Source organism: Nonomuraea turkmeniaca, from assembly GCF_005889735.1.
GTDB lineage: Bacteria > Actinomycetota > Actinomycetes > Streptosporangiales > Streptosporangiaceae > Nonomuraea > Nonomuraea turkmeniaca.
In genome coordinates, this window is the sequence record NZ_VCKY01000174.1 from 1 (window position 1) to 22,046 (window position 22,046).

Genomic DNA, 22,046 nt, shown 5'->3' on the forward strand with positions numbered 1-22,046 from the left:
GACCAGCGGGTACGGCGGAGGCGTTGCGCGAGGCTGCCAACAGATGTCCTTCCGAGGGCTCGCGGCGGACTGACTACACGCACGCCAGACAACCTCGCAACGTGAGCAAGCATCGCGGGTCGTCAAAAAGACAGCGTGGAAGCACGAGCGTACTCGCTCTGATTTAATTTGTCCACGCTAACGCAGACCCATAGTTCCGGTCGCAGCTTCATGATGACGTACGCTGCCCCTACTTGTCAATGCCCAACGGCGCGCGTCAAGCGTTCCACCTGATGCTCGCGTTGACGACCCCGCGGTGAGCGACCTTCAAGGATCCACTCCTCCGCCGCGGCCACACGGCTGGACGCGGCACAGTGCGGTCGATGGCCGGCTGATCGGCCAACGACCGCTGCCGCTGCGGCTCGCCCCGCACCACGGCCGACAGCACCTGATAACCCCGGCTGCTTCCCGGCAGCCTCATCGACTTCCTCCTGCCGGGCGCAGGACCATTCCGAGGCAGTGAGCGCCGGACCTCTCGAGTGCTCCGCGCCGAAGGAAACGAGCGACAGTTCCAGGGAGCGGTCGCCATGGGCTTGCCGCTGCCCACCTCTTCGACGGCTTCCGGGTTTCGCTCCGGGTCGAGCGAGAGGGCGGAGGTCCGCCGGCGCCTGGTGGGCTCGGAGCGGGCGCTTCAGGCATTTCCCGCGCGATGATCGTCGGTATGGGGGTCGCCCTCCAGCGCCTCGACGGCATCGAGCAGGCCCCGCAGCCCGATTTCCTCGCGCTCCACGTCCGTCGGATCGAACAACCAGTCGGCGACCGGCAGGCCGGCGACCTCTTCCGGGTGGCTCGACTCGGCCAGGATCATTTCCTCCTCGACCTCGGCCTTGAGCTCGTGCAGGAATTCGTTCTCGCCGCTCGGAGCGGTCATCTTTCCTCCTTGCGTGGTGTGGGTGGCTGGACGTCCGCGTACGGGACGGGCCCGTCCAGGACGGGCCCGTCCAGGACGTCCGCGTTCAGGACGGGCGAGGGGCGCGGCGGTCCTTGCGCTGGGCGAGCTCTTCGTCGTCCACCAGGGTGAGCATCGGCTTACCGGGCTCGCACAGCATGGTGACGGTGAAACGGAGCGGGATGTCGCCGCGGTTGTTGCCGTCCTGGTAATGGATGACGTCTCCGCCCTGCTCCCAGAACGCCTCGCCGGCGCGTACGACCCGCTCCGGCTCGCCTTCCAGTTCCAGCAGCATCTCGCCTTCCAGCACGTAGCCGAACGCCGGGCCGGAGTGCCGGTGCGGCGGCGTACCGGGGTCGCCGGGCGGATACTCGATGACCACGGTCATCGCATGAGCGCCCTCCGGGATGAAGGGCGGCTCGGCCTCCTGCAGCATGGTGAGCGCTGTCTGCCACGCGGTCGATCTCGGCGTGGGCCCGGTCGTCGCCGGGTCGATGTCAGGCATGGGAACTACCTTTCTGAACCTGAGGACAAGGGCGCGCTACTTCGCGGCCGCGTCCCGGCCGGGCCAGTCGCGGTAACGGATCGTGCCGAGGGTGGCGCCGTCCTCCGGCACCAGCGACCGCTCGAGCACCTCGGCTCCGAAGTAGTGCGCGTGCGGGTCGGTGACCACCTCGCGCGGATCGCCCCAGGAGGCCAGCGCGTCGCGGTAGAAGTCGTCCATCCGGACCTGCTCGGGCCCGGCCACCTCGACCCTGCCGTTCAACGGCGTCCCCACCGCGACCCTGCCGACCGCCTGCGCGACCTCGTCGCCGGCGATGGGCTGGAAGAGTACGGGTGGCATCCGCACCGTGTCGCCGTCCGTGGCCTCGTCGGCGATTCTCCGGATGAACTCGAAGAACTGGGTGGCGTGCACGAGCGAGAACGGGATCGACGACTTCTCGATCAGCCGCTCCTGAGCGATCTTCGCCCGGAAGTAGGCGTTCCCCGGCGGCCGCTCCGTACCCACCACCGACAGCGCGACGTGGTGACCGACACCGGCCGCCGCCTCCGCGGCGAGCAGATTGCGGGTGGAGGTCTCGAAGAACTCCAGCACCGCCTTCTCCTCGAACGACGGGGAGTTCGACACATCGACCACCACCTGCGCGCCCGCCAGCACCTCGGCCAGCCCTTCACCGGTGAGGGCGTTGACGCCGGTGTTCGGCGACGCGGCGACCGCCTCGTGACCGTGCTCCTCCAGTTTCGTCACGAGCTTCGACCCGATCAGGCCGGTCCCCCCGATTACCACGATCTTCATGACATGCCTTCCTGTCCACCAGGGCATCCATTGCCATCCGGTCGCCAGCTAAGACCGGGCAGCCTCCCGACGTGTGACAGCCCCAGCGAAATCCTTTCAAGGCCCTTCCTCCAGGCTTCTTCCCCGGACCACTCGACGTAGTGCACCCGGCAACCGGTCAAGCCATGGCCCAGGCACCCGAGGGCACCACAGCCGACGTGGACCAGGCCGTGGCCGCAACGACCACCGCCTTCCCCGCGGGGAGGCCAGGCATTGCCCGGCATCGTGACCATGGCAAAGTCGTCGGAGGAAATCTCTCGGGGCCGTTACCCGCCGCTTGCCTGCCCTAGCTGTTCAAGGGGTAGGCGGCAGGTGGCGGTCCAGAACGGGGTCGGACCAATGCGGCTGCCGGCGGAGGGCGGGGCAGCGGCGGGGACAGGGGGCGATGGCAGTGCCGGACACCGAAGCGGGCGGCCCGGAAGATCTCGAAGAGGCCGTAGCGGTCTTCTCCCGCCTGCGGCCGCGCCTGTTCGGGATCGCGTACCGAATGCTGGCCAGCGTCACCGAAGCCGAGGATCTGGTGCAGGACGTCTGGATGCGCTGGCAGAACTATGACCGCGCCACCGTGGAAAACCCGGACGCATTCCTGGCGACCTCGACCACACGCCTGGCCATCAACGCCGCCCAGTCCGCCCGCGTTCGCCGCGAGACCTACATCGGTCCATGGCTGCCCGAGCCCGTCGACACCGGCGCGGATCCACACCTCGGCGCGGAGCGAGATGAGGCCCTGGAGTTCGCGGTCCTGCTGCTTCTGGAGCGGCTCTCACCCACCGAGCGGGCGGCGTACGTGCTGCGGGAGGCCTTCGACTACCCCTACCGGCAGATCGCCGAGATCGTGCAGCTCAACGAGGCAGCCGTACGCCAGCTGGTCAGCAGGGCACGCAAGCGCGTGCTCGTCGAGCGTCGTACGCCCGTGGCCAGGGCCGAACAGCGCAGGCTGCTGACGGCCTTCGTCGCCGCCGCCCGCTCAGGCGACCTGGCCGCGCTGGAGGAGCTCTTCGCCGCGGACGTGACCAGTTACTCCGACGGCGGCGGCGCCGTACGCGCCTCTCGGTTCCCCGTGGTGGGCGCAGCCCGGGTGGCAAAGTACCTCAGGGCGTTCGCGGACCGCTTCTGGGCCGGGGTGGACGTGGAGTGGGCGAGCACGAACGGGCAGACCTCGGCTCTCCTCAGCCGCGACGGCCAGGTGTTCACGATCCTCACGGTCAACGCATCGGCGGAAGGCATCGACCAGGTGCTGTGGATGATGAACCCGGCGAAGATCACCGCTGTGTCCGCTGCGCCTGGTCCGCCGCAAGCCATGGAAGGTCAATAGGCCCTGTGCCGGCTCGCGGTGTTGATGTCGGCCCGCGCTCGACGAAGACGGTACGGGCACGCCTGCCTGAGCGGCCCGTCGACCTTACGCCGGGACTTCCGGCCCAGGACGGCGTTTTCCGGCGCGGGCCCAATCTGCCTTGGCCGCGATCGTGACGGCGACCAGCAGGACAGAGATGCCCGCGATCGCCGCGACCACGGCGGCCACGCCGATCCAAGGCGTCGCGAGCGGCAGCGACAGGATGACGGCGACGCCAACGAGAACCGCACCAGGATGGATGACGGGTTCCAGGGCGACAAGCGCGTGCACCGCCCAGAGCAGGGCGAGGTACAGACCGACCGGAATGGCGACGGCGTAGCCGAGCGCGAGCGGTGTTGCCTCAACCGCGTGCCCACTCTGCTCGACCGCGGCTTCGAGCCCGGCGCCGAGGGCCGCCAAGGCCGCGAAGATGCCGTAGTGACCGTATCCCCACAGATAGGAACGATGACGGCGGACGCTGAGGCCTTCACCGGCCTGGACGAGGAAATAGAGCCACCAGTGGGCGAACAGCAGGACGAGACCGGAAACCGCGACGACGACAAAGGGACTGCTGAGACCGCCCGCCTCAAGCGCTCCTTCGACGCCCCTGCTCGCAGCGAGCACGCCCTCACCGAGCAAAATGATCGTGAACAGGCCGTAGCGCTCGGCGATGTGGTGCGGGTGCCAGTTGGTGGGTCTGGCCCGGTCCGCCCACCGAGGCACCGCGAGTTCCAGGACGACCAGACAGGCGAAGGACAGCAGCTCCAAGGACGAGGGCAGGGTGCCCGTCCCCGCGAGGAGGTGTCTCAGCAGCCACCCCACCTGCAGGACGCTGAAGCCGCCGGCGTTACGCAGCGCGGTGCGGCGACTCGCCGGGTCTTCGAGCCCGGCCCGCAGCCATTGGGCGACCAGCCCGATCCTCATGACGAGGTAACCCAGCCCGACGACGACGAAATCGGAGTGGACGGCCGCGGCCGGCACCCCCGCGGCGATGACCAGCACGCCGCCCATCTGCACCAAGGTCAGCAGCCGGTAGGCGACATCGTCGGTGTCGTAGGAGGAGGCGAACCAGGTGAAGTTCATCCACGCCCACCAGATCGCGAAGAACACCTGCAGGAACGGGACCACCCCGCTCAGGCCGTGACCGTCGGCGATGTTGTGCGCGAGTTGGGCGGTGACCGCCGCGACCGCGACCACGAAGGTGAGGTCGAACAGCAGCTCGAGCTGACTCGAAGCGCGGTGCGGCTCGTCGATGGGACGCGCACGCATCCGCACTCGGATCTGACTTCTGATGCTGGCTGCCGGCAAGGTCCCGCTCCTGTCACTCCGTGAGCCCGTTCTCTCCGAAAGAGACCGAACAGGAGTCGCACCTGTGACAACTCGGCACCGAGAATCGTCAACCGCGGAAGGAGCGGCGATTCGTTTCCGACTCCTCGCGCGAGCTCCGCACGGCTGGCGTCACCTGAACGGCGGGAGTCACCTGACCCAAGAGCCTTCAGGCGGGATGCGGGTCATCTTTCATGCTCACCTGGCGACCGAGGTCCTCTTCCTCGGCCGCGGCCAGCACCACGTGCAGCAACCCGGGGAAGCGGGCCTCCATGTCCTGCCTGCGCAGGGCCACGAAACAGCGAGTGCCCTCCTGGCGGGTGCGGGTCAGCCCGGCATCGCGGAGGACCCGCAGGTGGTGGCTGAGCGTCGACTTGGCCACCGGCGCCCGGAACTCGCCCCAGCCGCGCTCCCGGCCGTCGGCCAGCACCCGCACCAGTCCGACCCGGATCGGATCACTGAGCGCCGCCATCACGCCGGTCAGCGCGATCTCGCCCACTTCGGGATGATGCGCCTGCTTCATCCCCCCATGGTAGCTTGTTCGATGTTTCACGAACGTCGAACGAAGAGGCATAACGTGACCACCCAGCCCACCAGACATCTGCAGGACCATGTCGCGATCGTCACCGGCGCCGGATCCGGGATCGGCCGCGCCACGGCCATCGCCCTCGCCCGCGCCGGCGCGCACGTGCTCGGCATCGGGCGCCGTGCCGAGGCCCTGCATCAGACCGCCGTCCAGCATCCCGGCATCGTCACCCTGCCGGCCGACATCACCGCCGACGGCGCACCACACGCCGTCATCCAAGCGGCCGCCGATCGCTGGGGGCGCCTGGACATCCTGATCAACAACGCCGGCACCACCGCCGTCATGCCGCTGGCCGACACCGACGCCCAGCGCATCACCGACCTGATGGCCCTCAACGTCACCGCGCCCAGCCTGCTCGCCCACGCCGCGCTGCCGCATCTGCGCACCAGCCGCGGCACGATCATCAATGTCTCCAGCACCTACGGCCACCGCCCCCTGCCCGGCGCCGCCCACTACGCCGCCTCCAAGGCCGCCCTGGAACAACTGACCCGCAGTTGGGCGCTGGAACTGGCCCCCGACGGCATTCGCGTCAACGCTCTGGCCCCCGGTCCCACGGAGAGCGAGGCCCTGGCCGCCTCCGGCCTGCCCGACGTCGTGGTCGAGCAGATCAAGCAGGACGAGATCGGCCGTATCCCGCTCGGCCGCCGAGGCACTCCGGAGGAAGTGGCCACCTGGATCGTGCACCTCGCCGACCCCACCGCCACCTGGATCACCGGCCAGGTCCTCACCATCGACGGCGGGCTGGAGCTCAGCTGAAGCTCCCGCGTTCGAGCCGGTTGGAAGGTGACACCCCGTTGGCGCTCGGCGGGATTCTCCGCTCCAGGGCGAGTGCCATGGCACAGACCGCCAGGCATCCCGCGACCATCAGGCCGACGTACGCCGCGGCCACGTCCAGGCCCAGGAGCAGGCCGGCGACCGCCGGTGCGGCGATCGCGCCGCCGTTGAACGCCGCTGCGTTGACCGCGTTGTACCGGCCGCGGGCGTCGTCGGTCGCCAGGTCGTTGGTGATCGCCGGAACCGTCGGCTGCAGCAACGTCTCACCGAAGGCGAAGACCGCCATGAAGGCCAGGAGCCCGGCGGTCGCGACGAGGGTGCCGGGTCCTAGCCCCGCGGCGCCGAGCAGCAACCATGCGCCGGCCCACGCGCCGGCCATCACGATCATCACTCGGCGCCGGCCGCTGATCCGCGACAACACCGGGAGTTGCAGGGCGACGATCATCGTGGTGTTGACCGCGTAGGCGATGCCGATGGCGTCAGTGGAGGCGCCGGCGACCTCCCGCGCATAACTCGGAATGCCGACCTGGAACTGGCCGTATCCGACGAGGACGCCGGTGAAGGTGAGCGCGGCAAGCCATCGCGCCGCGGGCTGCCGGAGGATGGCACGGTAACCGGACGTCGCGGGGCGTGGTCCCATGGCCCGGCCGGCGTGCTCCCGCACTGCCCGGAGCGGTCCCAGGAGCACGGCTATAGGCACCAGGGCCGCCCCGGCCTCGGCGAGGTAGACCGTGGTGAACGTGGCGGGCACGTCCACATCGACGAACAACCCACCGACGACGCCTCCCGCGCCGATGCCGACGTTCATGAGGGCGAAGTGGATGCCGAAGAAACGTTGTCGCACGTCCCCGTCGACGACCGCGGCGATCAGCGTGTTGAACGCTGGGAGCGCCGCCCCGAAGTTGAGGCCGATCAGGGTGAGCGCCAACGCCGCGGTCCAGGGATCGGTGGCGAACGCGAGCAGCGCGCTGCCGATCATCATCGCGCTCTGCCCGCCGAGCAGGACGCTGCGAGCGCCGTACCGATCCACCAGCCAGCCGCTCGGGGCGGTGATGACGAATCCCGCGACCGCGACGAGCGACATCAGCGCGCCGGCGACGCTGAGCTCGAACCCGCGGACCTCACGCAGGTAGATGACCGTGAAGGGGAGCGTGAGGCCCCGGCCGAGTGTCTGCACGGCGACGACCGCGAGCAGCCACCGCCCCTCGATCGGCAGTCCTGCCCAGAACGAACGGAGCCACGCCACGCGGCATCACCTTCTCGGATCACTTTCGGCTACGGTCTGGGGAAGCGGGGAGGCTGGAGATCCCGCCGGCAGCTCCCGCCGATGTCCGGCGGCGGGGCAGGGATGCCGGCTGCCCTGGTCAGCCGGCCCGGGCGGCGAGTTCGGCGAGGCCGGCCGCTCCCGATGCCGCGCGAAGGGCGATCTCCTCCCCGTCCCTGGTGCGGAGGCCCACTCCGTACAGGCCCGCGCTCTCCGCCACGAACCGCAGGGGCAGGGTCTCGAAGGTCTCCGTGCCGATGTGCTCCTCGACCTCCGCAGGGTCACCACCGATCTCGAGCCAGGCGACCGCGAGCAGGGGACGCTCGTGCGTCATCGGCGTCCGGCGCGCCGGGTGCTGGTCCATGTCGTCGTAGAAGTACCAGTTCGGCAGTCCGCGGGCCCAGGTCAGCGCGGCGTTGCCGGGTGCCATGACGGTGGTCGCGGACGATCCGTCAGGCCGCTGCGCGCCGGGGGACGTCACGACCTCGCCGCCGAAGCGGCGCGCCACGTCCTCGATGTCGGCATAACTGCGCGCCCGGAGATTCCACGTCATCCAGTGGTCGGCTTGCCGGGTGGTCTCTTCGAACCATGTGCGGAACGCGTCGACCCCCACCGGCAGCTCGGCGTAGTGGTCGATCACCGACTCGACGTTGATGCAGGCGTCGCCCGGCAGCGGTATGACCCGATGAGCGGTGGGCATGACCGACAGCCATCCCCCCTCGTGGCTCCGCAGCCCGGTTTCGCGGCGCAGCCGCTCTGCGCTCTCGTAGAGGTGACGTACGCCAAGGGTGACGTGGTCGAGGTCGTAGACAGGCACGTGACTCCTCCGTGACGATATCTGGGTTTGTTAGCAAAACAGATTTGCTAGCAAACCTAATGTCGGCGGCTGTTCGCTGTCAACGGCCCGGACGAGGTCCTGCGCGGACTCGTGGGCCCTCTCGGTCATGGCCACGACCGAGAGGGCCCTTCGGTGCCGCCCTGCCTAAAGGGGCAGCAGGCGCATCAGTGCGTTGCGCGGGCCTGTCAGGCGGCCTGCCACGGCCAGGCCGGTCATCCAGCGAGACGCGGCGACCAGTCGCTGGGCGGCCGGGCGCCGCCGTGCGTCATAGGAGAGCAGCGCCTGCGCCACGTCGCCCGGGTGCGCCCGCAGGCAGGCGGCGAGTTCTACCGCGTCGAGCAGCGCCTGGCAGGCGCCTTGCCCCAGCGCGGGCGCCATCGCGTGGGCCGCGTCCCCGATCAGCGCCACGTTCCCGGTGACGTAGGACGCCAGCGGCGGCGCCAGCTCGTAGACCTCGTGTCGCAGCACGGCACCCTCCTCGGCCGCCGCCAGGACGCGCGGGATGGGATCGTGCCAGTCGGCGAAGCGTGCGCGGAGGTCGTCGAGGCTCTCGCGTACTCCTTCAGGGGTGCGCACGGGCGCGTACCAGTTCGTCACCCCCGGTGCCTGCGGCGTCATCCCGAACATCTGCCCGCGCCCCCAGGTCTCGCCGTAGTCCTGCGGCTCGAAGCCCTTGATCGCTCCGCGCCAGGCGACGATGCCTGCGTAGCGTGGCCCGGTCGTGCCAGTGAAGAACGCCTGGCGCACCGCGCTGCGCACCCCGTCGGCGCCGACCACCAGGTCATAGTCAGCGCGCAGCGCGGAGGGATCTGTGATCTCCACGCCCGTGCTGATCGTCGCCGGGTCCACCTGCTGCACCAACATCTCGATCAGCGAGACTCGCGACAACATGCGGACCGGCGCTCCCCCACGCCGTTCGATGCGCTCCAGCGGCAGGCCGGCCAGGCGCCTGCCGTCGGGGGTCCGGACCCCCGCCCGCCGGTAGGGCACGGTGCGCTCGCGCAGTATCTCCCCCAGCCCCAGACCGGCCAGGCCGGCTTGGGCGTCGGGGTGGATGCCCAACGCCGTGCCTTCGCCGACGATCCGGGGCCACCGCTCGAAGATCGAGACGTCCCAGCCGATCGCGCGCAGCGCGATCGCGGTCGTCAACCCGCCTACTCCGGCACCGACAATGACAGCTCGATTCATTTCAATCACCACATATGTAGTACCACAGCTATGGTGATGAAGCCAGGCGAGAGAATAGGGAGCCATGGTGGAGAACAGAGCCCGTCGCGACCAGCTGGGCGACGCGGCTATCGAGGTGCTGGCGGGCCAGGGCGGCAGGGGCCTGACCCACCGTGCGGTGGACCGTGCTGCCGGCCTGCCGGAGGGCACAGCCAAAAACTACTTCCCGACCCGCGACAGCCTCCTCCAGGCAGCCGCCGAGCGGTGCGTCGAGCGCTACTGGAGCGAACTTCGACAGGCAGAGCTCCACACCGTCGACCAGTTGCTCGCGCTGTTGCGCCAGTTGATCGACCGTGCCCTGACGGTCAACCGGCCGCGGGTCCTGGCCTACATCGAGCTGCACGCCGAGGCCTCGAGAAACCCCCAGGTCCAACGAACTCTGGCCCGGCTCACCCGCGCCGACCTCGACCTGCACCTGGCAGCCCACCAGGCCGCCGGCCTCCCCGCCACCCGGGAGAGTGCCGCCATAGTGACCCTGACGATCAACAGCGCGTTGACCTACCTGCTCACCCAAGAGCCCGACGTGCTGGCCTCCTACGGGCTCGACGACCTCGACCACTTCCTGAGCCGCCTGATCAGCACGACCTACCCGCACCACCGACGCTGACCGGTGACCTTCCGCGATGGCGGCGTTGAAGTCAGTCAGGCTGCCGGGTGCGTCTCATCGTCTCGCGCTCATAGGTGCGCAGCGCGTTGATGACCAGTTGCCGCTCGGACGGGCTCAAGGGCTCCAGCGCGGTACGCCAGGCGTCCGCTCCTGCGGCCAGCCAGCCCTCGATCGCGTCGCGGTGCCCGCCAGCGATGCTGACGATGGTTCGCCGCCGGTCCTGCTCGTCCTCACACCGCGCGAGGATGCCCTGCCGGCTCAAGTCACCGACCATCAGGCTGACCGTCGTCGACGCGATCTCGAGCTTCCCGGCCAGCGCCTTGACCGTGGCCGGGCCGTCGTACAGCAGGAGAGCCAGGAGCGACAGGTGGCGGGGCGTGAGTGCGAAGTCCTGCAGCTGCTCGGGGATCGCCATGCGCTTGGCACGCGCGACCAGCCGCGGCATCAGCAGGATCATCTCCCGCACACCTTGATCGACGGTCGGGCCGTCCGTTGGCATCGAGCGCTTCCTCTTGAAGGTTTGCTGGCAAATCTATTTTGCCTGCTCAAGTATCGTGGGGGAACCGCCGCGTGTCCAACGACCTCGATCTCCGTGTGCTGCTCGCCAATCCCCTCGGCACCTTGACCGGCAAGGACCAGCACCCACCCCGCCAGCGCCGCCGACCGGCACGGACCCGACGGCCTCGGCCGGCGGCGGCAGCGCCTTGGCCATGACCAGGCGTGAGGCCGTGGTGCCGACGTCGCCCGTCGCCCGGCACACGAGGGCGATAGCGTAGTCCTCGCCTACTTCCCCTCGACTGACCGGGACTCTTGTCCAAAACCCGCAGTTCCAGGAGGAATCATGTCCTCACGGCTCAACCCGTACCTCACGTTCAACGGCAACGCCCGCCAGGCGATGGAGTTCTACGCGAACGTGTTCGGCGGCGACCTCGCCCTCAACACCTTCGGCGAGGCCGGCGCTACGGACTCGCCGGATGCCGACCGGGTCATGCACGCGATGCTGGAGACCGACGCCGGCTACACGATCATGGCTAGCGACGTCACCAGCGACATGCCGTACGAGCCCATGGCGGGCTCCTCGGTGAGTCTCAGCGGCGACGACGCCGACCGCCTTCGCGGCTACTGGGAAAAGTTGTCCACGGGCGGGACCGTCACGATGCCCCTGGCGAAGCAGGTCTGGGGCGACGAGTTCGGCATGTGCGTCGACAGGTTCGGCGTGCCGTGGATGGTCAATATCAGCCAGCCGTCGAGCTAGAGAACGGGGAGGCGAGCACGTGGACGGCTCACGGCGTGACCAGGTGATCAGGGAGTGCCTGGCCAAGCCAGGATCGGCGGAGGACTACCCGTTCGGCGACGAGGTGGCTGTCTTCAAGGTGGCCGGGCGGATCTTCGCGCTGGTGCCGCTGGGTCCTCCGCCGGGGAGCATCAGCCTCAAGTGTGATCCTGATCTGGCCGCGGATCTGCGTGCTCGCCATGCCGCGATCACCCCGGGCTATCACCTCAACAAGCGGCACTGGAACACCGTGGCCCTCGATGGCTCGGTGCCTGATGAGGAGCTGCTGGAGCTGATCGAGCACTCCTACGAGCTGGTGGTGGCACGACTGACCGGGGCTCAGCGGAGGGAGCTGATGACCTGACAGACCAGGTCATCAGAGCGCACCTCGTCCCGGCGACGATGATTCCGCCGCCCGTGCGAGCTCGAGCACCTCGGCCAGCTGCCGTGGGCTCGGCAGGATACGGAGTGCCTCGTCGATCTCGCGTTCCGCCCACTCGCGGTGCCGCTGCTCGGCCGTGGGGTCGACCGCGACCCGGGTCTGGAGCAGCAGGAAGTTCACCCGGGAGGCCACGAGCATGGAGAAGTCCGCCGGCTCGGCGATCCGTCCCGGACCACCCGCGCGCACGTACGCCTCGTACATGGCGCGCATGGCGCCGAGGTCGGCGGGGCCGTCGCAGAACCAGTCGAACAACACCTTGGCCAGCTCCCGCCCCGGCGCGGCCGGGCCGAAGTCGCCCCAGTCGACGACCACCAGCTCACCGGCGGCATCGGCGAGGACGTTCTCCGGGTGCAGGTCGCGATGGCAGACGATCAGCTCGGAGAGATCGGCCGGCGCGACCGCCGCGCACAGCTCCGGCAGTGTGGCCAGCCGGTCGGCGAGGCGTGCCGCCCACACCGTGTCCGATTCGGACACCTGCGCCCACGCGTCAGCCGCGGGAACCCGGTCGTACCAAGGATGGGGCGGCCCGCCGGCCGGCTCGGCGACCGCCGCGGGCGCGCACCGGTGCAGGCGCGCGAGCAGCGTCCCAAGCTCCTGTGGTGTGGACCGGGCCGCCGGTTCGACGGGCCGCGAGTCGATCCAGTCGTACAGGCGCAGCCACGTCCCCTCGGGCGTCTCGAGCAGGTGCCGGCCCGCCCGGTCGGGGTGGCTGGCCGGCAGCCGCACCCCCGCTTCGGCCGCCCGCCGCGCGAACGCCAGCTCCGCCGCGATCAGCGGCTCCGACGGCGGCTCGGCGAAGATCTCCTTGAGCGCGTATCGTGCCGGTCCGACCTCCAGCCGCCAGATCTGCCCCAGCGCCCCCCGAGGGCCGGCGGACACCACGACGTCCTCACTCCACCCGAACGCCTCGCGTACGTGCGCCACCAGGTTCTCGACGAGGGTCACGCCACCCAGTCTGGCCCATGGACGGTGACTCCGCCGATGATCGGTATGCACCTGGTATCGCCCGGATCGGGGCCGTGGTGAGGTAGACAGGGGTGATGGTGGTTTCCCCACGGTGACCACTAGCGTTAACCGCCCACTTATCGCAGATCTGCGGGAATGGGACCATGCGGATACTGGTGGCCGAAGATGAGCGTGTCCTCGCCGACCTCGTGGCCGAGGGACTGCGCGGGCAGGCGATGGCGGTCGACGTCGCCTACGACGGCGCGGCGGCGATGGAATGCCTCGCGGTCAACACCTACGACGTGCTCGTCCTGGACCGGGACCTCCCCCGTCGGCACGGTGACGAGATCTGCCGCGAGCTGGTCCAGCGCGAAGATCCGGTCCGCATCCTGATGCTGACCGCCTCCGGCGCGGTGCACGACCGGGTCACCGGACTGAACCTGGGCGCCGACGACTACCTGGCCAAACCTTTCGCCTTCGACGAACTGGTGGCCCGGATCCACGCACTTGCCCGGCGGGCCGGCCCGCCGCTGCCGCCGGTGCTGGAGTACGCCGGCATCACCCTGGACACCGCGCGCCGGCAGGCCTTCCGCGAGGGCCGCTACCTGGCTCTGTCGCGCAAGGAGTACGGGGTGCTCGAAGTGCTGATGCGGGCGCGCGGCGCGACCGTCAGCGCCGAGGAGCTCCTGGAGCGGGCCTGGGATGAGCACACAGACCCGTTCACCACCGTCGTCAAGGTGACGATGAGCAAGCTGCGGGCCAAGCTCGGCCAGCCGCCCGTCATCATCACCGTCCCGGGCAGCGGGTATCGGCTGTGAGCCTGCTTCGGGCCGTGCGGCGGCTGTGGCCGATGACCCGCGGTTCGGTGCGGACCCGGATGACCCTGCTCTACGGCGGGGTCTTCACGGTCATCACCTTGGGGGCGCTGATCGTCGCGCAGGAGTTCCAGGTGATCGCCGTCGGCAGGAACCTGCAGGACATGCCGCAGGGTGCGGTGAGCGAGATGCCGTGCGGGCCCGGCGCCACCTGTTCGATCGTCCCCTCTGAGTCGCGGTCGGCCGGCGCGCAGCCGGGTCCGGAGGACTCGCTCGACTGGACGGCCGAGATACAGCAGAACCTGGTGGACTCGCAGCGGGTCATCACCCTGATCACCATCGTGGTGATCGCGGTGCTGGCGTTCGCGGTGTGCTGGTGGCTCACCGGGCGGCTGCTGCGACCGCTGCACCGCATCACCGCCACTGCCCGCCGGCTGTCGCTGTCAACCCTGCACGAGCGCATCGCGCTCTCCGGATCGCAAGACGAGCTCAAAGAGCTGGCCGACACCTTCGACGCCATGCTCGACCGCCTGGAGCACGCGGTGGCGAGTCAGCGCCGCTTCGTCGCCAACGCCTCCCACGAACTACGCACCCCGCTCGCCATCCAGCGGACCGCCATCGAGGTCGGCCTGGCCAACCCCTCACCGGAGAAGATCTCCTGGATCCGGGCCGAGCTGTTGCGCAACACTCAACGGTCCGAACGGCTCATCGAAGGGCTGCTCGTCCTCGCGCAGGGCGAACGCGGCCTCGACACGCAGGCCCCGGTGGAGCTCTCGGTCCTGGTCGAGCAGGTCGTCGCGGAGCACCAGCCGGCGGCCGAACGCAGCGGCATCACTGCCACCGTCTCCATCGCCACCCGCCCCGTCATCGTCGCCGGCGATGAGGTGATGCTCCACCGGCTGGTGGCCAACCTGGTCCAGAACGCCATCCGGCACAACCACCCCGGCGGGCACGTCCAGGTCGCGTTGTCCCCCGACACCGGGTTGGTCGTCCGCAACACCGGCCCGCACGTCCCGCCCGACAGGGTCGATGAGCTCTTCGAGCCATTCCGCAGACTCGACCCGGACCGGACCGGATCCGCCGGCGGGGCGGGGCTCGGCCTGTCCATCGTCGCCGCCATCACCAACGCCCACCACGGCGCCGTGCATGCCACGGCCAACCCGGACGGCGGGCTCTCCGTCACCGTGACCCTTCCGGGCTTCGCCGCATTCGCGCCCCATGAATCATTGCGGTGAATACCAGATGCCGAACCCGAGTACTGCAATCGGATAATCGGCAACGTCTCACCATGCCGCCAGAGTAATTCCGCGAGTCAGCCGCGGCGGGTGTCCAAGCGCCGCGAACGCTCAGTTGGACGGTCGCCTGATGATTGTCGTTGACTAGGTCGACCGGAGTGGCGCCGGATAGTCAGGGGCGCCGATGGAGGTGGCGGCAAGTGGACATTCAAGCGATCGATCACATTGAGTTATTCGTTGAGGATGCGGAGCAGGCGGCGGCCTATTTACGCGATTGCTTCGGCTTCGCACTCGCCGGTCGCGGGGGACCCGGCACGGGGCTGCGTGGGTGCGATTCGATCCTGTTGCGTCAGTCCGAGATCACCCTTCTGGCCACCTCCCCCACCAGCATGGATCATCGTGCCTCCGAGTACGTCCGCTTGCACGGCGACGGTGTGGGCGTCATCGGCCTGCGTGTCTCCGACGCGCAGGCCGCCTTCGCCGAGGCCGTGGAGCGGGGGGCCGCTCCGGTCGCCCCTCCCGAAGTGTCCGGCCCGGTAGGCGCCAGGGTCGTCTTCGCCTCGGTGACCGGCTTCGGCGACGTGGAGCACCGCTTCGTCTCCCGCGAGGGCGGCCCCGCCGCTCCCTTCGCCCCCGTCATCGAGGAGACCAGCTGCGGCCGCTCCGGCGGAGGCCTGCTCAAGACCATCGACCACTTCGCGGTCTGCGTGCCCGCGGGCACTCTGGACGAGACGGTCCACCACTACCAGGAGGTCTTCGGCCTGCGCCAGATCTTCGAGGAGCGGATCGTCGTGGGGTCGCAGGCCATGGACTCCAAGGTCGTCCAGAGCGAGTCGGCGAAACTCACCCTCACGATCATCGAGCCGGATGTCACCCGTGACCAGGGCCAGATCGACGCGTTCCTGAAGGACCACGACGGCGCCGGCGTGCAGCACGTCGCGTTCCTCACCGACGACATCGCCGCCTCCGTGCGCACGAGCGCCGAGCGGGGCGTGCGCTTCCTCACCACGCCGTCGAGCTACTACGAGATGCTGATGGCCAGGCTCGGGCCGATCGGCGTCCCGGTGGAGGAGCTGCGCGAGCTCAACATTCTCGCCGACCGCGATCATTCGGGGGTCATGCTGCAGATCTTCACCGAGTCGCGGCACCCGAGGGGCACCCTCTTCTACGAGCTGATCGATCGCCGGGGCGCCCGCACCTTCGGCAGCAACAACATCCAGGCCCTCTACGAGGCCGTCGAGCGCCAGCAGGCCAGCACTAATCCGGCCGTTCTGGATTGAGAGCCGGTGCCATGGCCGCGTCCGGACTTCACGCGCTCGCGAGCGAGCAGCGGGCAGCAGCACCCGCGCTCGGCCGCATCGTCGTCATCGGCACGGGCCTGATCGGAACGTCGATCGCACTGGCGATGCGGCAGGTCGGAACCGAAGTACTGCTGATCGACCGGGACCCGGACGCGGTGCGGCTGGCGGCCGACCTCGGCGCGGGAACACCCTGGCCGGACGATTCCGGCGAGCCTGCCGACCTGGCGGTGGTGGCCGTCCCGCCGCCCGCCGTCGCCGCGACGTTGCTGGACGCGCAGAAACGCGGCGTGGCGGCGGCGTACACCGACGTGGCCAGCGTCAAGGGCCCCCCGCTGGCCGAGGCCATGCGACTCGGCTGCGACCTGCGGGTCTTCGTCCCCGGCCACCCGATGGGCGGACGCGAGCGCTCGGGGCCGCTGGCCGCCCGCCCCGGCCTCTTCCTGGGCCGACCCTGGGTGCTCTGTCCCACCCAGGAGTGCGATCCGGCCGTCGTCGCCGGCGTCACCGAGCTGGTCACCGGCTGCGGCGCGACACCCGTCACCATGGACGCCGCCGAGCACGATCGCGCGGTGGCCCTGATCTCGCACGCGCCGCACGTGGTGTCCGCCGCGATGGCCGCCCGGTTCACCGAGGCCCCGCAGCACATGGTGAACCTCGCGGGCCAGGGCGCACGCGACGTCACCAGGATCGCGGCCGCGGACCCCGAGCTCTGGCTGGAGATCCTGCGGGCCAACGCGCACCCCGTCGCCGACGTGATCGAATCGGTCGCGCGTGATCTGGCGTTGACGGCCGCGGCGCTGCGGGCGGAGGGCGGCCCCGCCGACCTGGCGCGTCCGGTCGCCGACCTGGCACGTCCGGTCGCCGACCTGGGGCGTCCGGACGCCGACACGGCACGTCCGGTCGCCGATCTGCTGGCCCGAGGCACCGACGGGCGTGGCCGGATCCCGGCCAAGCACGGCGGGTCGCCGCAGCCCCTGGCGACGGTGACGGCTCTGGTCCCCGACCGGCCCGGCGAACTGGCCCTGATCTTCCAGGCGGCCGGAGTGGCTGGCATCAACATCGAAGACGTCACGATCGACCACCTGCCGGGCCGCTCGGTCGGTGTGGTGGAGCTGGCCGTCGACCCGGATTCCGCGCCGCTGCTGGCCGCCGAGCTGCGTACCCGCGGCTGGTCCGTGCCGGTGACGCCCACCTGCTGATCGCGGCGGGTCAGGGGTGCGCACGTCGTGCCCTGACCGCAAGCGCCCCTCGCACCGCTGCGGCCGCCGGCCGGATTCGAATCGCCGGCCGATCCGTTTCAGGGAATCGCCTCCGCGGCGCTGTCAACCATGCCGCGCAAATATTTTCCGGCGCATCGCGGGCGGAAAACGGGCGCCTCTTTTTGGACAGCAGGGCGGCATGAGAGGATCGGCCGGGATTTGTATATCCAATTTCCCTGCGCTCCATTCTTCAGGTATTCGTATCGCGAGTGACATGTCGGCTGGATTATCGGCTGCGGAGGACAGGCGATGGAATTAACACTCGGTGACTTCGCGCGATCGGCCCAAGCTCGGCTCGACCCCGCGATCTGGGATTTCTTCGAGGGCGGCGCCGGTGAGGAACGAACCCTCGCGGCCAATGCCGAGGCGTTCGACAGGATGTGGCTGCGCCCGCGGATGTTGCGTGGCGTGAGCCGGCCGGAGACCGCCGCCAAGGTCCTCGGCCGCACCTGGGACGCCCCCGTGGCGATCGCGCCGCTGGCGTACCAGACCCTGGCCCACCCGATGGGCGAGCTCGCCACCGTGCGGGGGACGGCGGCGGCGGCGAAGGTGCCGGTGGTGATCAGCACCTTCGCCGGGCGCGACGTCGAGGAACTCGCCGCCGGCAGCGACGGCGTCCCGCTGTGGCTCCAGATCTACTGCCTGCGCGATCGTCCGATGATCGAGAACCTCATCGAACGGGCGGAGCTCGCCGGCTTCGAGGCGCTCGTCCTCACCGTCGACGCGCCCCGTCTCGGCCGCAGGCTGCGGGACCTGCGCAACGGCTTCCGGCTGCCACCGGGGATCGCACCCGCCAACCTCTCCGGAGACGGTTTCGCGGTGCCCGCCGCACACGCGAGCGCCGAGTTCGCCCCGGACCTCGACTGGTCGGTGGTGGACTGGCTGCGCTCGGTCAGCTCGCTGCCGATCCTGGTCAAGGGCGTCCTCACCGACACCGACGCGGTGTGCGCGGCCGAGGCCGGGGCGGACGGCATCGTGGTGTCCAACCACGGCGGCCGGCAGCTCGACGGCGTCCCCGCAACGCTCGACGTCCTGCCGGAGATCGCAGCGGCGGTGGCCGGGCGTGTCCCCATCCTGCTCGACGGCGGGGTACGCCGCGGGCGTGACGTGCTCGCCGCGCTCGCGCTCGGCGCCGACGCGGTGTTCCTCGGCCGTCCGGTCCTGCACGGTCTCGCGGTGGGCGGTGCCGAGGGCGTGACGGGCGTGCTGAACATCCTGCTGAGCGAGCTGACCGACGCGATGACGCTCGCCGGCGTCGGCACCATCGCCGACATCGGACCCGAGCTCGTCCGTCCCGCCCCCGCGGGCGCCGGCGTCCGCGACGAACGGCGGGAACCCCGGCCGCGGCCGGTCGCCGTGAGCGGGGGACCACTGCGGCGGGAAGACCTGCATGCCAGCGTCAGCGACCCGGTCATGGACACGATGAACTTCCTGAACGAGGTGACGCTGCGCTACCCCGACGCGGTGTCCTTCGCCCCCGGACGCCCATATGACGGGTTCTTCGACACCGAGCAGATCTTCACCTACGTCCGGCGCTATCTGGATCATCTGGCCGCCCAAGGCCGCTCGCCGGCTCAGGTGCGCGACGCCGTGTTCCAGTACGGCCCCGCCGCGGGACAGATCCGTGAGCTCATCGCCGACTCGCTGCGCGCGGACGAAGGCATCGACGTGCCACCCGAGTCGATAGTGGTCACGGTCGGCTGCCAGGAGGCGATGTTCCTGGCGCTGCGCGTGCTCATGTCCGGCCCCGACGACGTGTTGCTGGTCTCCAGCCCGTGCTACGTGGGCATCACCGGCGCGGCCCGGCTGCTGGACGTCGCCGTGACCGCCGTGGAGGAGCGGGCGAGCGGGCTGTCATGTGCCGACCTGGAGGCCGCCGTCATGGCGGAACGGGCGCGCGGACGACGGCCCAAGGCCGTCTATGTTATCCCGGACCACTCGAACCCGTCGGGGGTCACCATGCCGTTGGAGGCCCGGCGCGACCTGCTCGAACTGGCCGAGCGGCTCGACCTCCTCATCCTGGAGGACAGTCCCTACCGGCTGGTCAGTCCCGGCGCGCAGGTGCCCACGCTCAAATCGCTCGACGGCAACCGGCGGGTGATCCACCTCGGCTCCTACGCCAAGACCGTCTTCCCCGGGGCGCGTGTCGGGTTCGTCGTCGCCGACCAGGCGGTGCGGACCGTCGACGGTGGCGCCGGCCTGCTGGCGGACGAACTGGCCAAGGTCAAGAGCATGATCACGGTGAACACCTCACCGCTCAGCCAGGCGGCGGTGGCGGGCGCGCTGCTCACGTCCGGCGGCCGGATCTCGGAGCTGAACACAGAGACGGCCGCCTACTACGGCGACGCCATGCGCTGGACGCTCCAGACCTTGGAGACACGGTTGCCGGCAGAGCGCAGAGAGGCGCTCGGCGTGAGCTGGAACACCCCCGCCGGGGGATTCTTCCTGACCCTGCAGGTGCCCTTCCTCGCCGGCAACGCCGCGCTGACCAGGTCCGCGCAGGACTTCGGCGTCATCTGGACGCCGATGGCGTACTTCTACCCGGAGGGCGGGGGCGACCACACCATCCGGCTGTCCATCAGCTATCTGTCGCACGCCGAGATCGAGGAAGGCGTCGCGCGGCTCGTGGCGTTCATCGAATCCGAGGTCGCGGCGCTGCGTTGACCGTCTGAGCGCCCTTCGCCATCCAGCGCGTACGCCGGGCCACGGAGCGGTCTCAGCCCTTGGCCTCCAGCCACTCGGCTATCGCCTGCCAGGCCTGGCGCAGCGTGTCGGGCTGCATCATGTCCGTGTGCCGGGAGGGCATGCTGACCTCTGAGATCTCCCCGCGCACGTACGGCTCCCAGCTGCTGACGTCCGGAGCCCTGCCCTCGTCGTGCACTCCGGCGGTGAGAACCAGCACGTCGCCCTCGAAGATCCCGGGGCGGTGAGCTCTCCTGATCGCCGTGTTGTTCGTGAAGATCTTCGCGGCCAGGAGCACTTCGTCATCGGAGATGCCGCCGAGGACCTCGCCCGCCTCCTCACGGAATCTCGCCGCCAGGCGCTCCAGGCCGTCCGGGTCGACCGTGGCCGGCGCCACCTCGGGCTCCTGGTCCCCCGGGCGGAACGGATAGGCGTCCAAGATGACCAGGGAAGCGATGGTCTCCCCTGCGGCCTGCAGTCGCACGGCGATCTCGTGTGCGGGTACTCCGCCGAAGGAGAAGCCCATGAGATGGTACGGGCCGTGCGGCTGCACCGTGCGGATCTGCTCGATGTAGTCCTCCGCCATCTCCGCGACGCTCCGCGCCGGCTCGGTTTCGCCGTCGAATCCGGCGGCCTGCAACCCGTACAGCGGAACGCCGTCCGGGACGAACCGGGTCAGCGGCCGGTAGCACCAGCTCAGACCGGTGCCGGGGTGGACGCAGAAGATCGGTGCCCGATCCCCCTGGGGACGGATCGGCAGCAGCCTGCCGAGTGAGTCGCCGACCGAGGACAGGCTGATCTGATCGAGGAGGCCGGCCACCGTCGGGCCGGCGAATACGTTGCGTACGGAGAGGGACACGCCTCTTTCCTGCAACCGCGTCACGAGCGTGACGGCCAGCAGGGAGTGTCCGCCGAGTTCGAAGAAGTCGTCGTGGATCCCGACCGCCGGCACGCCGACTACTTCGGCGAACACCTCGGAGACGAGGATCTGCAGGGCCGAGGCGGCACCCGTGCCGAGCTTCCGCGACGCCTCGGCGGCTGTGGTGGTGTACTCGGGTGCGGGCAGGGCTTTGCGGTCGAGTTTGCCGTTGGCCGTCAGCGGTAGTTCGGGCAGCGTCACGACGGCTGAGGGGACCATGTGGTCGGGCAGCCGCTGGGCCAGGTAGTCGCGCAGCCTGTCGTCCACCGTGTCGCCGTCGGCCGACACCACATAGGCGATCAGGCGTTTGTCGCCGGGGGTGTCCTCGCGGGCGACGACCGCCGCCTGGGCGACCTCGGGGTGGGCCAGCAGGGCGGCCTCGATCTCGCCCGGCTCGATCCGGAACCCGCGGATCTTCACCTGCTCATCGGCCCGACCGGCGAACACCACCTGCCCGTCCGGGGTCCACTTCGCGAGGTCGCCGGTGCGGTACATGCGCTCACCCGAACCCCCGAAGGGGCAGGCCACGAACCGCTCACCGGTCAGACCGGGACGGCCCACATACCCTCGGGCCAGGGAGGCGCCGGCGGCGTAGAGTTCGCCGACCACTCCGGCCGGAACCGGGTTCAGCGCCTCATCGAGAACATACAGGCGGGTGTTGGCGATCGGCGTGCCCACCGGCACCACCCCACCGGCCAGCGTGTCGGCCGACAGTTCGGTGGTGGCGATCCCGATGGTGGCCTCGGTCGGCCCGTAATGGTTGAACACCCGCCGATCCCCAGCCACCGCCACCAGGTCAGCCACCCACGCCGCCGGCGCCGCTTCACCACCCAGCACCAGCGACCGGGCGGGCAGGATCCGCTCCACCCCGGCCGCGGCGGTGAGGGCGGCCAGGTGGGAGGGGACGGCCTTGACGTGATCGATGCGGTGCTCGGCCAGATAGCCGGCCACCGCTT

Annotated in this window: 21 protein-coding genes; 10 read left to right on the forward strand and 11 right to left on the reverse strand. The window is 69.9% G+C overall.

Annotation, left to right across the window (positions count from 1 at the left end):
- Positions 1-670: 670 nt before the first annotated feature.
- From ETD86_RS37715 to ETD86_RS37725, 3 genes are all read right to left on the reverse strand, one after another.
- Positions 671-910 carry a hypothetical protein gene (locus ETD86_RS37715; RefSeq protein WP_138671439.1) on the reverse strand — a complete coding sequence of 80 codons (240 nt, stop codon included), beginning with the start codon at positions 908-910 and terminating at the stop codon, positions 671-673.
- A gap of 85 nt (positions 911-995) precedes the next feature.
- A complete protein-coding gene (locus tag ETD86_RS37720; RefSeq protein WP_138671440.1) occupies positions 996-1,433 on the reverse strand; it encodes a cupin domain-containing protein in 438 nt (145 codons plus the stop codon).
- Positions 1,434-1,469: 36 nt separating this feature from the next.
- Entirely contained in the window at positions 1,470-2,225 is a 756-nt protein-coding gene (locus tag ETD86_RS37725; protein ID WP_138671441.1) for an SDR family oxidoreductase, read from the reverse strand.
- 424 nt (positions 2,226-2,649) lie between these two features.
- Here ETD86_RS37725 and ETD86_RS37735 point away from each other — a divergent pair, with 424 nt between their 5' ends.
- Positions 2,650-3,579 carry an RNA polymerase sigma-70 factor gene (locus tag ETD86_RS37735; RefSeq protein WP_138671443.1) on the forward strand — a complete coding sequence of 310 codons (930 nt, stop codon included), beginning with the start codon at positions 2,650-2,652 and terminating at the stop codon, positions 3,577-3,579.
- 84 nt (positions 3,580-3,663) lie between these two features.
- Here the strand turns inward: ETD86_RS37735 and ETD86_RS37740 are convergent, their stop codons facing one another.
- Both ETD86_RS37740 and ETD86_RS37745 read right to left on the reverse strand, forming a co-directional pair.
- Complete coding sequence (locus ETD86_RS37740) at positions 3,664-4,866, reverse strand: low temperature requirement protein A (RefSeq protein ID WP_138671444.1); 1,203 nt, start codon at positions 4,864-4,866, stop codon at positions 3,664-3,666.
- A gap of 226 nt (positions 4,867-5,092) precedes the next feature.
- The gene (locus ETD86_RS37745; RefSeq protein ID WP_138671445.1) at positions 5,093-5,446 is read right to left on the reverse strand and encodes an ArsR/SmtB family transcription factor; all 354 of its coding nucleotides are present in this window, start codon (positions 5,444-5,446) and stop codon (positions 5,093-5,095) included.
- Between the two features lie 54 nt (positions 5,447-5,500).
- On the opposite strand from ETD86_RS37745, the gene ETD86_RS37750 reads away from it, so the two are divergent.
- On the forward strand, positions 5,501-6,265 hold the full coding sequence (locus ETD86_RS37750) for an SDR family NAD(P)-dependent oxidoreductase (RefSeq protein ID WP_246148804.1): 765 nt from the start codon (positions 5,501-5,503) through the stop codon (positions 6,263-6,265).
- Here the strand turns inward: ETD86_RS37750 and ETD86_RS37755 are convergent.
- The 3 genes from ETD86_RS37755 to ETD86_RS37765 all read right to left on the reverse strand — a co-directional run bounded on the left by ETD86_RS37755 (position 6,258) and on the right by ETD86_RS37765 (position 9,639).
- The gene (locus ETD86_RS37755; protein ID WP_138671447.1) at positions 6,258-7,529 is read right to left on the reverse strand and encodes an MFS transporter; all 1,272 of its coding nucleotides are present in this window, start codon (positions 7,527-7,529) and stop codon (positions 6,258-6,260) included. The two genes, ETD86_RS37750 and ETD86_RS37755, sit on opposite strands and share 8 nt — an antisense overlap.
- Before the next feature lie 118 nt (positions 7,530-7,647).
- Entirely contained in the window at positions 7,648-8,364 is a 717-nt protein-coding gene (locus tag ETD86_RS37760; RefSeq protein ID WP_170223475.1) for a VOC family protein, read from the reverse strand.
- 165 nt (positions 8,365-8,529) lie between these two features.
- Entirely contained in the window at positions 8,530-9,639 is a 1,110-nt protein-coding gene (locus ETD86_RS37765) for an FAD-dependent monooxygenase (RefSeq protein ID WP_342779337.1), read from the reverse strand.
- Here ETD86_RS37765 and ETD86_RS37770 point away from each other — a divergent pair.
- Positions 9,638-10,219 (forward strand): TetR/AcrR family transcriptional regulator, encoded by a 582-nt coding sequence (locus tag ETD86_RS37770; RefSeq protein WP_138671450.1) that lies wholly within the window; start codon positions 9,638-9,640, stop codon positions 10,217-10,219. The two genes, ETD86_RS37765 and ETD86_RS37770, sit on opposite strands and share 2 nt — an antisense overlap.
- A 31-nt stretch (positions 10,220-10,250) precedes the next feature.
- Here ETD86_RS37770 and ETD86_RS37775 read toward each other — a convergent pair whose 3' ends face one another.
- The gene (locus ETD86_RS37775; RefSeq protein WP_138671451.1) at positions 10,251-10,718 is read right to left on the reverse strand and encodes a MarR family winged helix-turn-helix transcriptional regulator; all 468 of its coding nucleotides are present in this window, start codon (positions 10,716-10,718) and stop codon (positions 10,251-10,253) included.
- Between the two features lie 342 nt (positions 10,719-11,060).
- Between ETD86_RS37775 and ETD86_RS37780 the strand changes: the two genes are divergently transcribed.
- Positions 11,061-11,474 carry a VOC family protein gene (locus ETD86_RS37780; protein ID WP_138671452.1) on the forward strand — a complete coding sequence of 138 codons (414 nt, stop codon included), beginning with the start codon at positions 11,061-11,063 and terminating at the stop codon, positions 11,472-11,474.
- 19 nt (positions 11,475-11,493) lie between these two features.
- Positions 11,494-11,856, forward strand: coding sequence for an MmcQ/YjbR family DNA-binding protein (locus tag ETD86_RS37785; RefSeq protein ID WP_138671453.1), 363 nt, complete (start codon positions 11,494-11,496; stop codon positions 11,854-11,856).
- Between the two features lie 12 nt (positions 11,857-11,868).
- On the opposite strand, the gene ETD86_RS37790 is transcribed toward ETD86_RS37785, so the two are convergent.
- Positions 11,869-12,879 (reverse strand): phosphotransferase enzyme family protein, encoded by a 1,011-nt coding sequence (locus tag ETD86_RS37790; protein WP_170223476.1) that lies wholly within the window; start codon positions 12,877-12,879, stop codon positions 11,869-11,871.
- A 164-nt stretch (positions 12,880-13,043) separates the two neighbouring features.
- On the opposite strand from ETD86_RS37790, the gene ETD86_RS37795 reads away from it, so the two are divergent.
- The 5 genes from ETD86_RS37795 to ETD86_RS37815 all read left to right on the forward strand — a co-directional run bounded on the left by ETD86_RS37795 (position 13,044) and on the right by ETD86_RS37815 (position 20,153).
- Complete coding sequence (locus tag ETD86_RS37795; protein ID WP_138671455.1) at positions 13,044-13,697, forward strand: response regulator transcription factor; 654 nt, start codon at positions 13,044-13,046, stop codon at positions 13,695-13,697.
- Entirely contained in the window at positions 13,694-14,929 is a 1,236-nt protein-coding gene (locus ETD86_RS37800) for a sensor histidine kinase (protein WP_246148806.1), read from the forward strand. Before ETD86_RS37795 ends, ETD86_RS37800 begins: the two co-directional genes overlap by 4 nt.
- A gap of 200 nt (positions 14,930-15,129) precedes the next feature.
- Positions 15,130-16,209 carry a 4-hydroxyphenylpyruvate dioxygenase gene (gene hppD / locus ETD86_RS37805; RefSeq protein ID WP_138671456.1) on the forward strand — a complete coding sequence of 360 codons (1,080 nt, stop codon included), beginning with the start codon at positions 15,130-15,132 and terminating at the stop codon, positions 16,207-16,209.
- Between the two features lie 11 nt (positions 16,210-16,220).
- A complete protein-coding gene (locus tag ETD86_RS37810; protein ID WP_138671457.1) occupies positions 16,221-17,429 on the forward strand; it encodes a prephenate dehydrogenase in 1,209 nt (402 codons plus the stop codon).
- Between the two features lie 309 nt (positions 17,430-17,738).
- Positions 17,739-20,153: an aminotransferase class I/II-fold pyridoxal phosphate-dependent enzyme gene (locus ETD86_RS37815; RefSeq protein WP_138671458.1), complete on the forward strand. Its 2,415-nt coding sequence runs from the start codon at positions 17,739-17,741 to the stop codon at positions 20,151-20,153.
- A 52-nt stretch (positions 20,154-20,205) separates the two neighbouring features.
- Here the strand turns inward: ETD86_RS37815 and ETD86_RS37820 are convergent.
- Positions 20,206-22,046 (reverse strand): alpha/beta fold hydrolase (locus ETD86_RS37820; RefSeq protein ID WP_138671459.1); only part of this gene is annotated, 1,841 nt, incomplete at its 5' end.

Coding starts and splice junctions, on each gene's coding strand:
- ETD86_RS37745 (WP_138671445.1), bottom strand. CDS start 5,446: ATGAAGCAGGCGCATCATCCCGAAGTGGGCGAGATCGCGCTGACCGGC.
- ETD86_RS37725 (WP_138671441.1), bottom strand. CDS start 2,225: ATGAAGATCGTGGTAATCGGGGGGACCGGCCTGATCGGGTCGAAGCTC.
- ETD86_RS37770 (WP_138671450.1), top strand. CDS start 9,638: ATGGTGGAGAACAGAGCCCGTCGCGACCAGCTGGGCGACGCGGCTATC.
- ETD86_RS37720 (WP_138671440.1), bottom strand. CDS start 1,433: ATGCCTGACATCGACCCGGCGACGACCGGGCCCACGCCGAGATCGACC.
- ETD86_RS37715 (WP_138671439.1), bottom strand. CDS start 910: ATGACCGCTCCGAGCGGCGAGAACGAATTCCTGCACGAGCTCAAGGCC.
- ETD86_RS37765 (WP_342779337.1), bottom strand. CDS start 9,639: ATGGCTCCCTATTCTCTCGCCTGGCTTCATCACCATAGCTGTGGTACT.
- ETD86_RS37795 (WP_138671455.1), top strand. CDS start 13,044: ATGCGGATACTGGTGGCCGAAGATGAGCGTGTCCTCGCCGACCTCGTG.
- ETD86_RS37780 (WP_138671452.1), top strand. CDS start 11,061: ATGTCCTCACGGCTCAACCCGTACCTCACGTTCAACGGCAACGCCCGC.
- ETD86_RS37815 (WP_138671458.1), top strand. CDS start 17,739: ATGGAATTAACACTCGGTGACTTCGCGCGATCGGCCCAAGCTCGGCTC.
- ETD86_RS37775 (WP_138671451.1), bottom strand. CDS start 10,718: ATGCCAACGGACGGCCCGACCGTCGATCAAGGTGTGCGGGAGATGATC.
- ETD86_RS37735 (WP_138671443.1), top strand. CDS start 2,650: ATGGCAGTGCCGGACACCGAAGCGGGCGGCCCGGAAGATCTCGAAGAG.
- ETD86_RS37740 (WP_138671444.1), bottom strand. CDS start 4,866: ATGCGTGCGCGTCCCATCGACGAGCCGCACCGCGCTTCGAGTCAGCTC.
- ETD86_RS37810 (WP_138671457.1), top strand. CDS start 16,221: ATGGCCGCGTCCGGACTTCACGCGCTCGCGAGCGAGCAGCGGGCAGCA.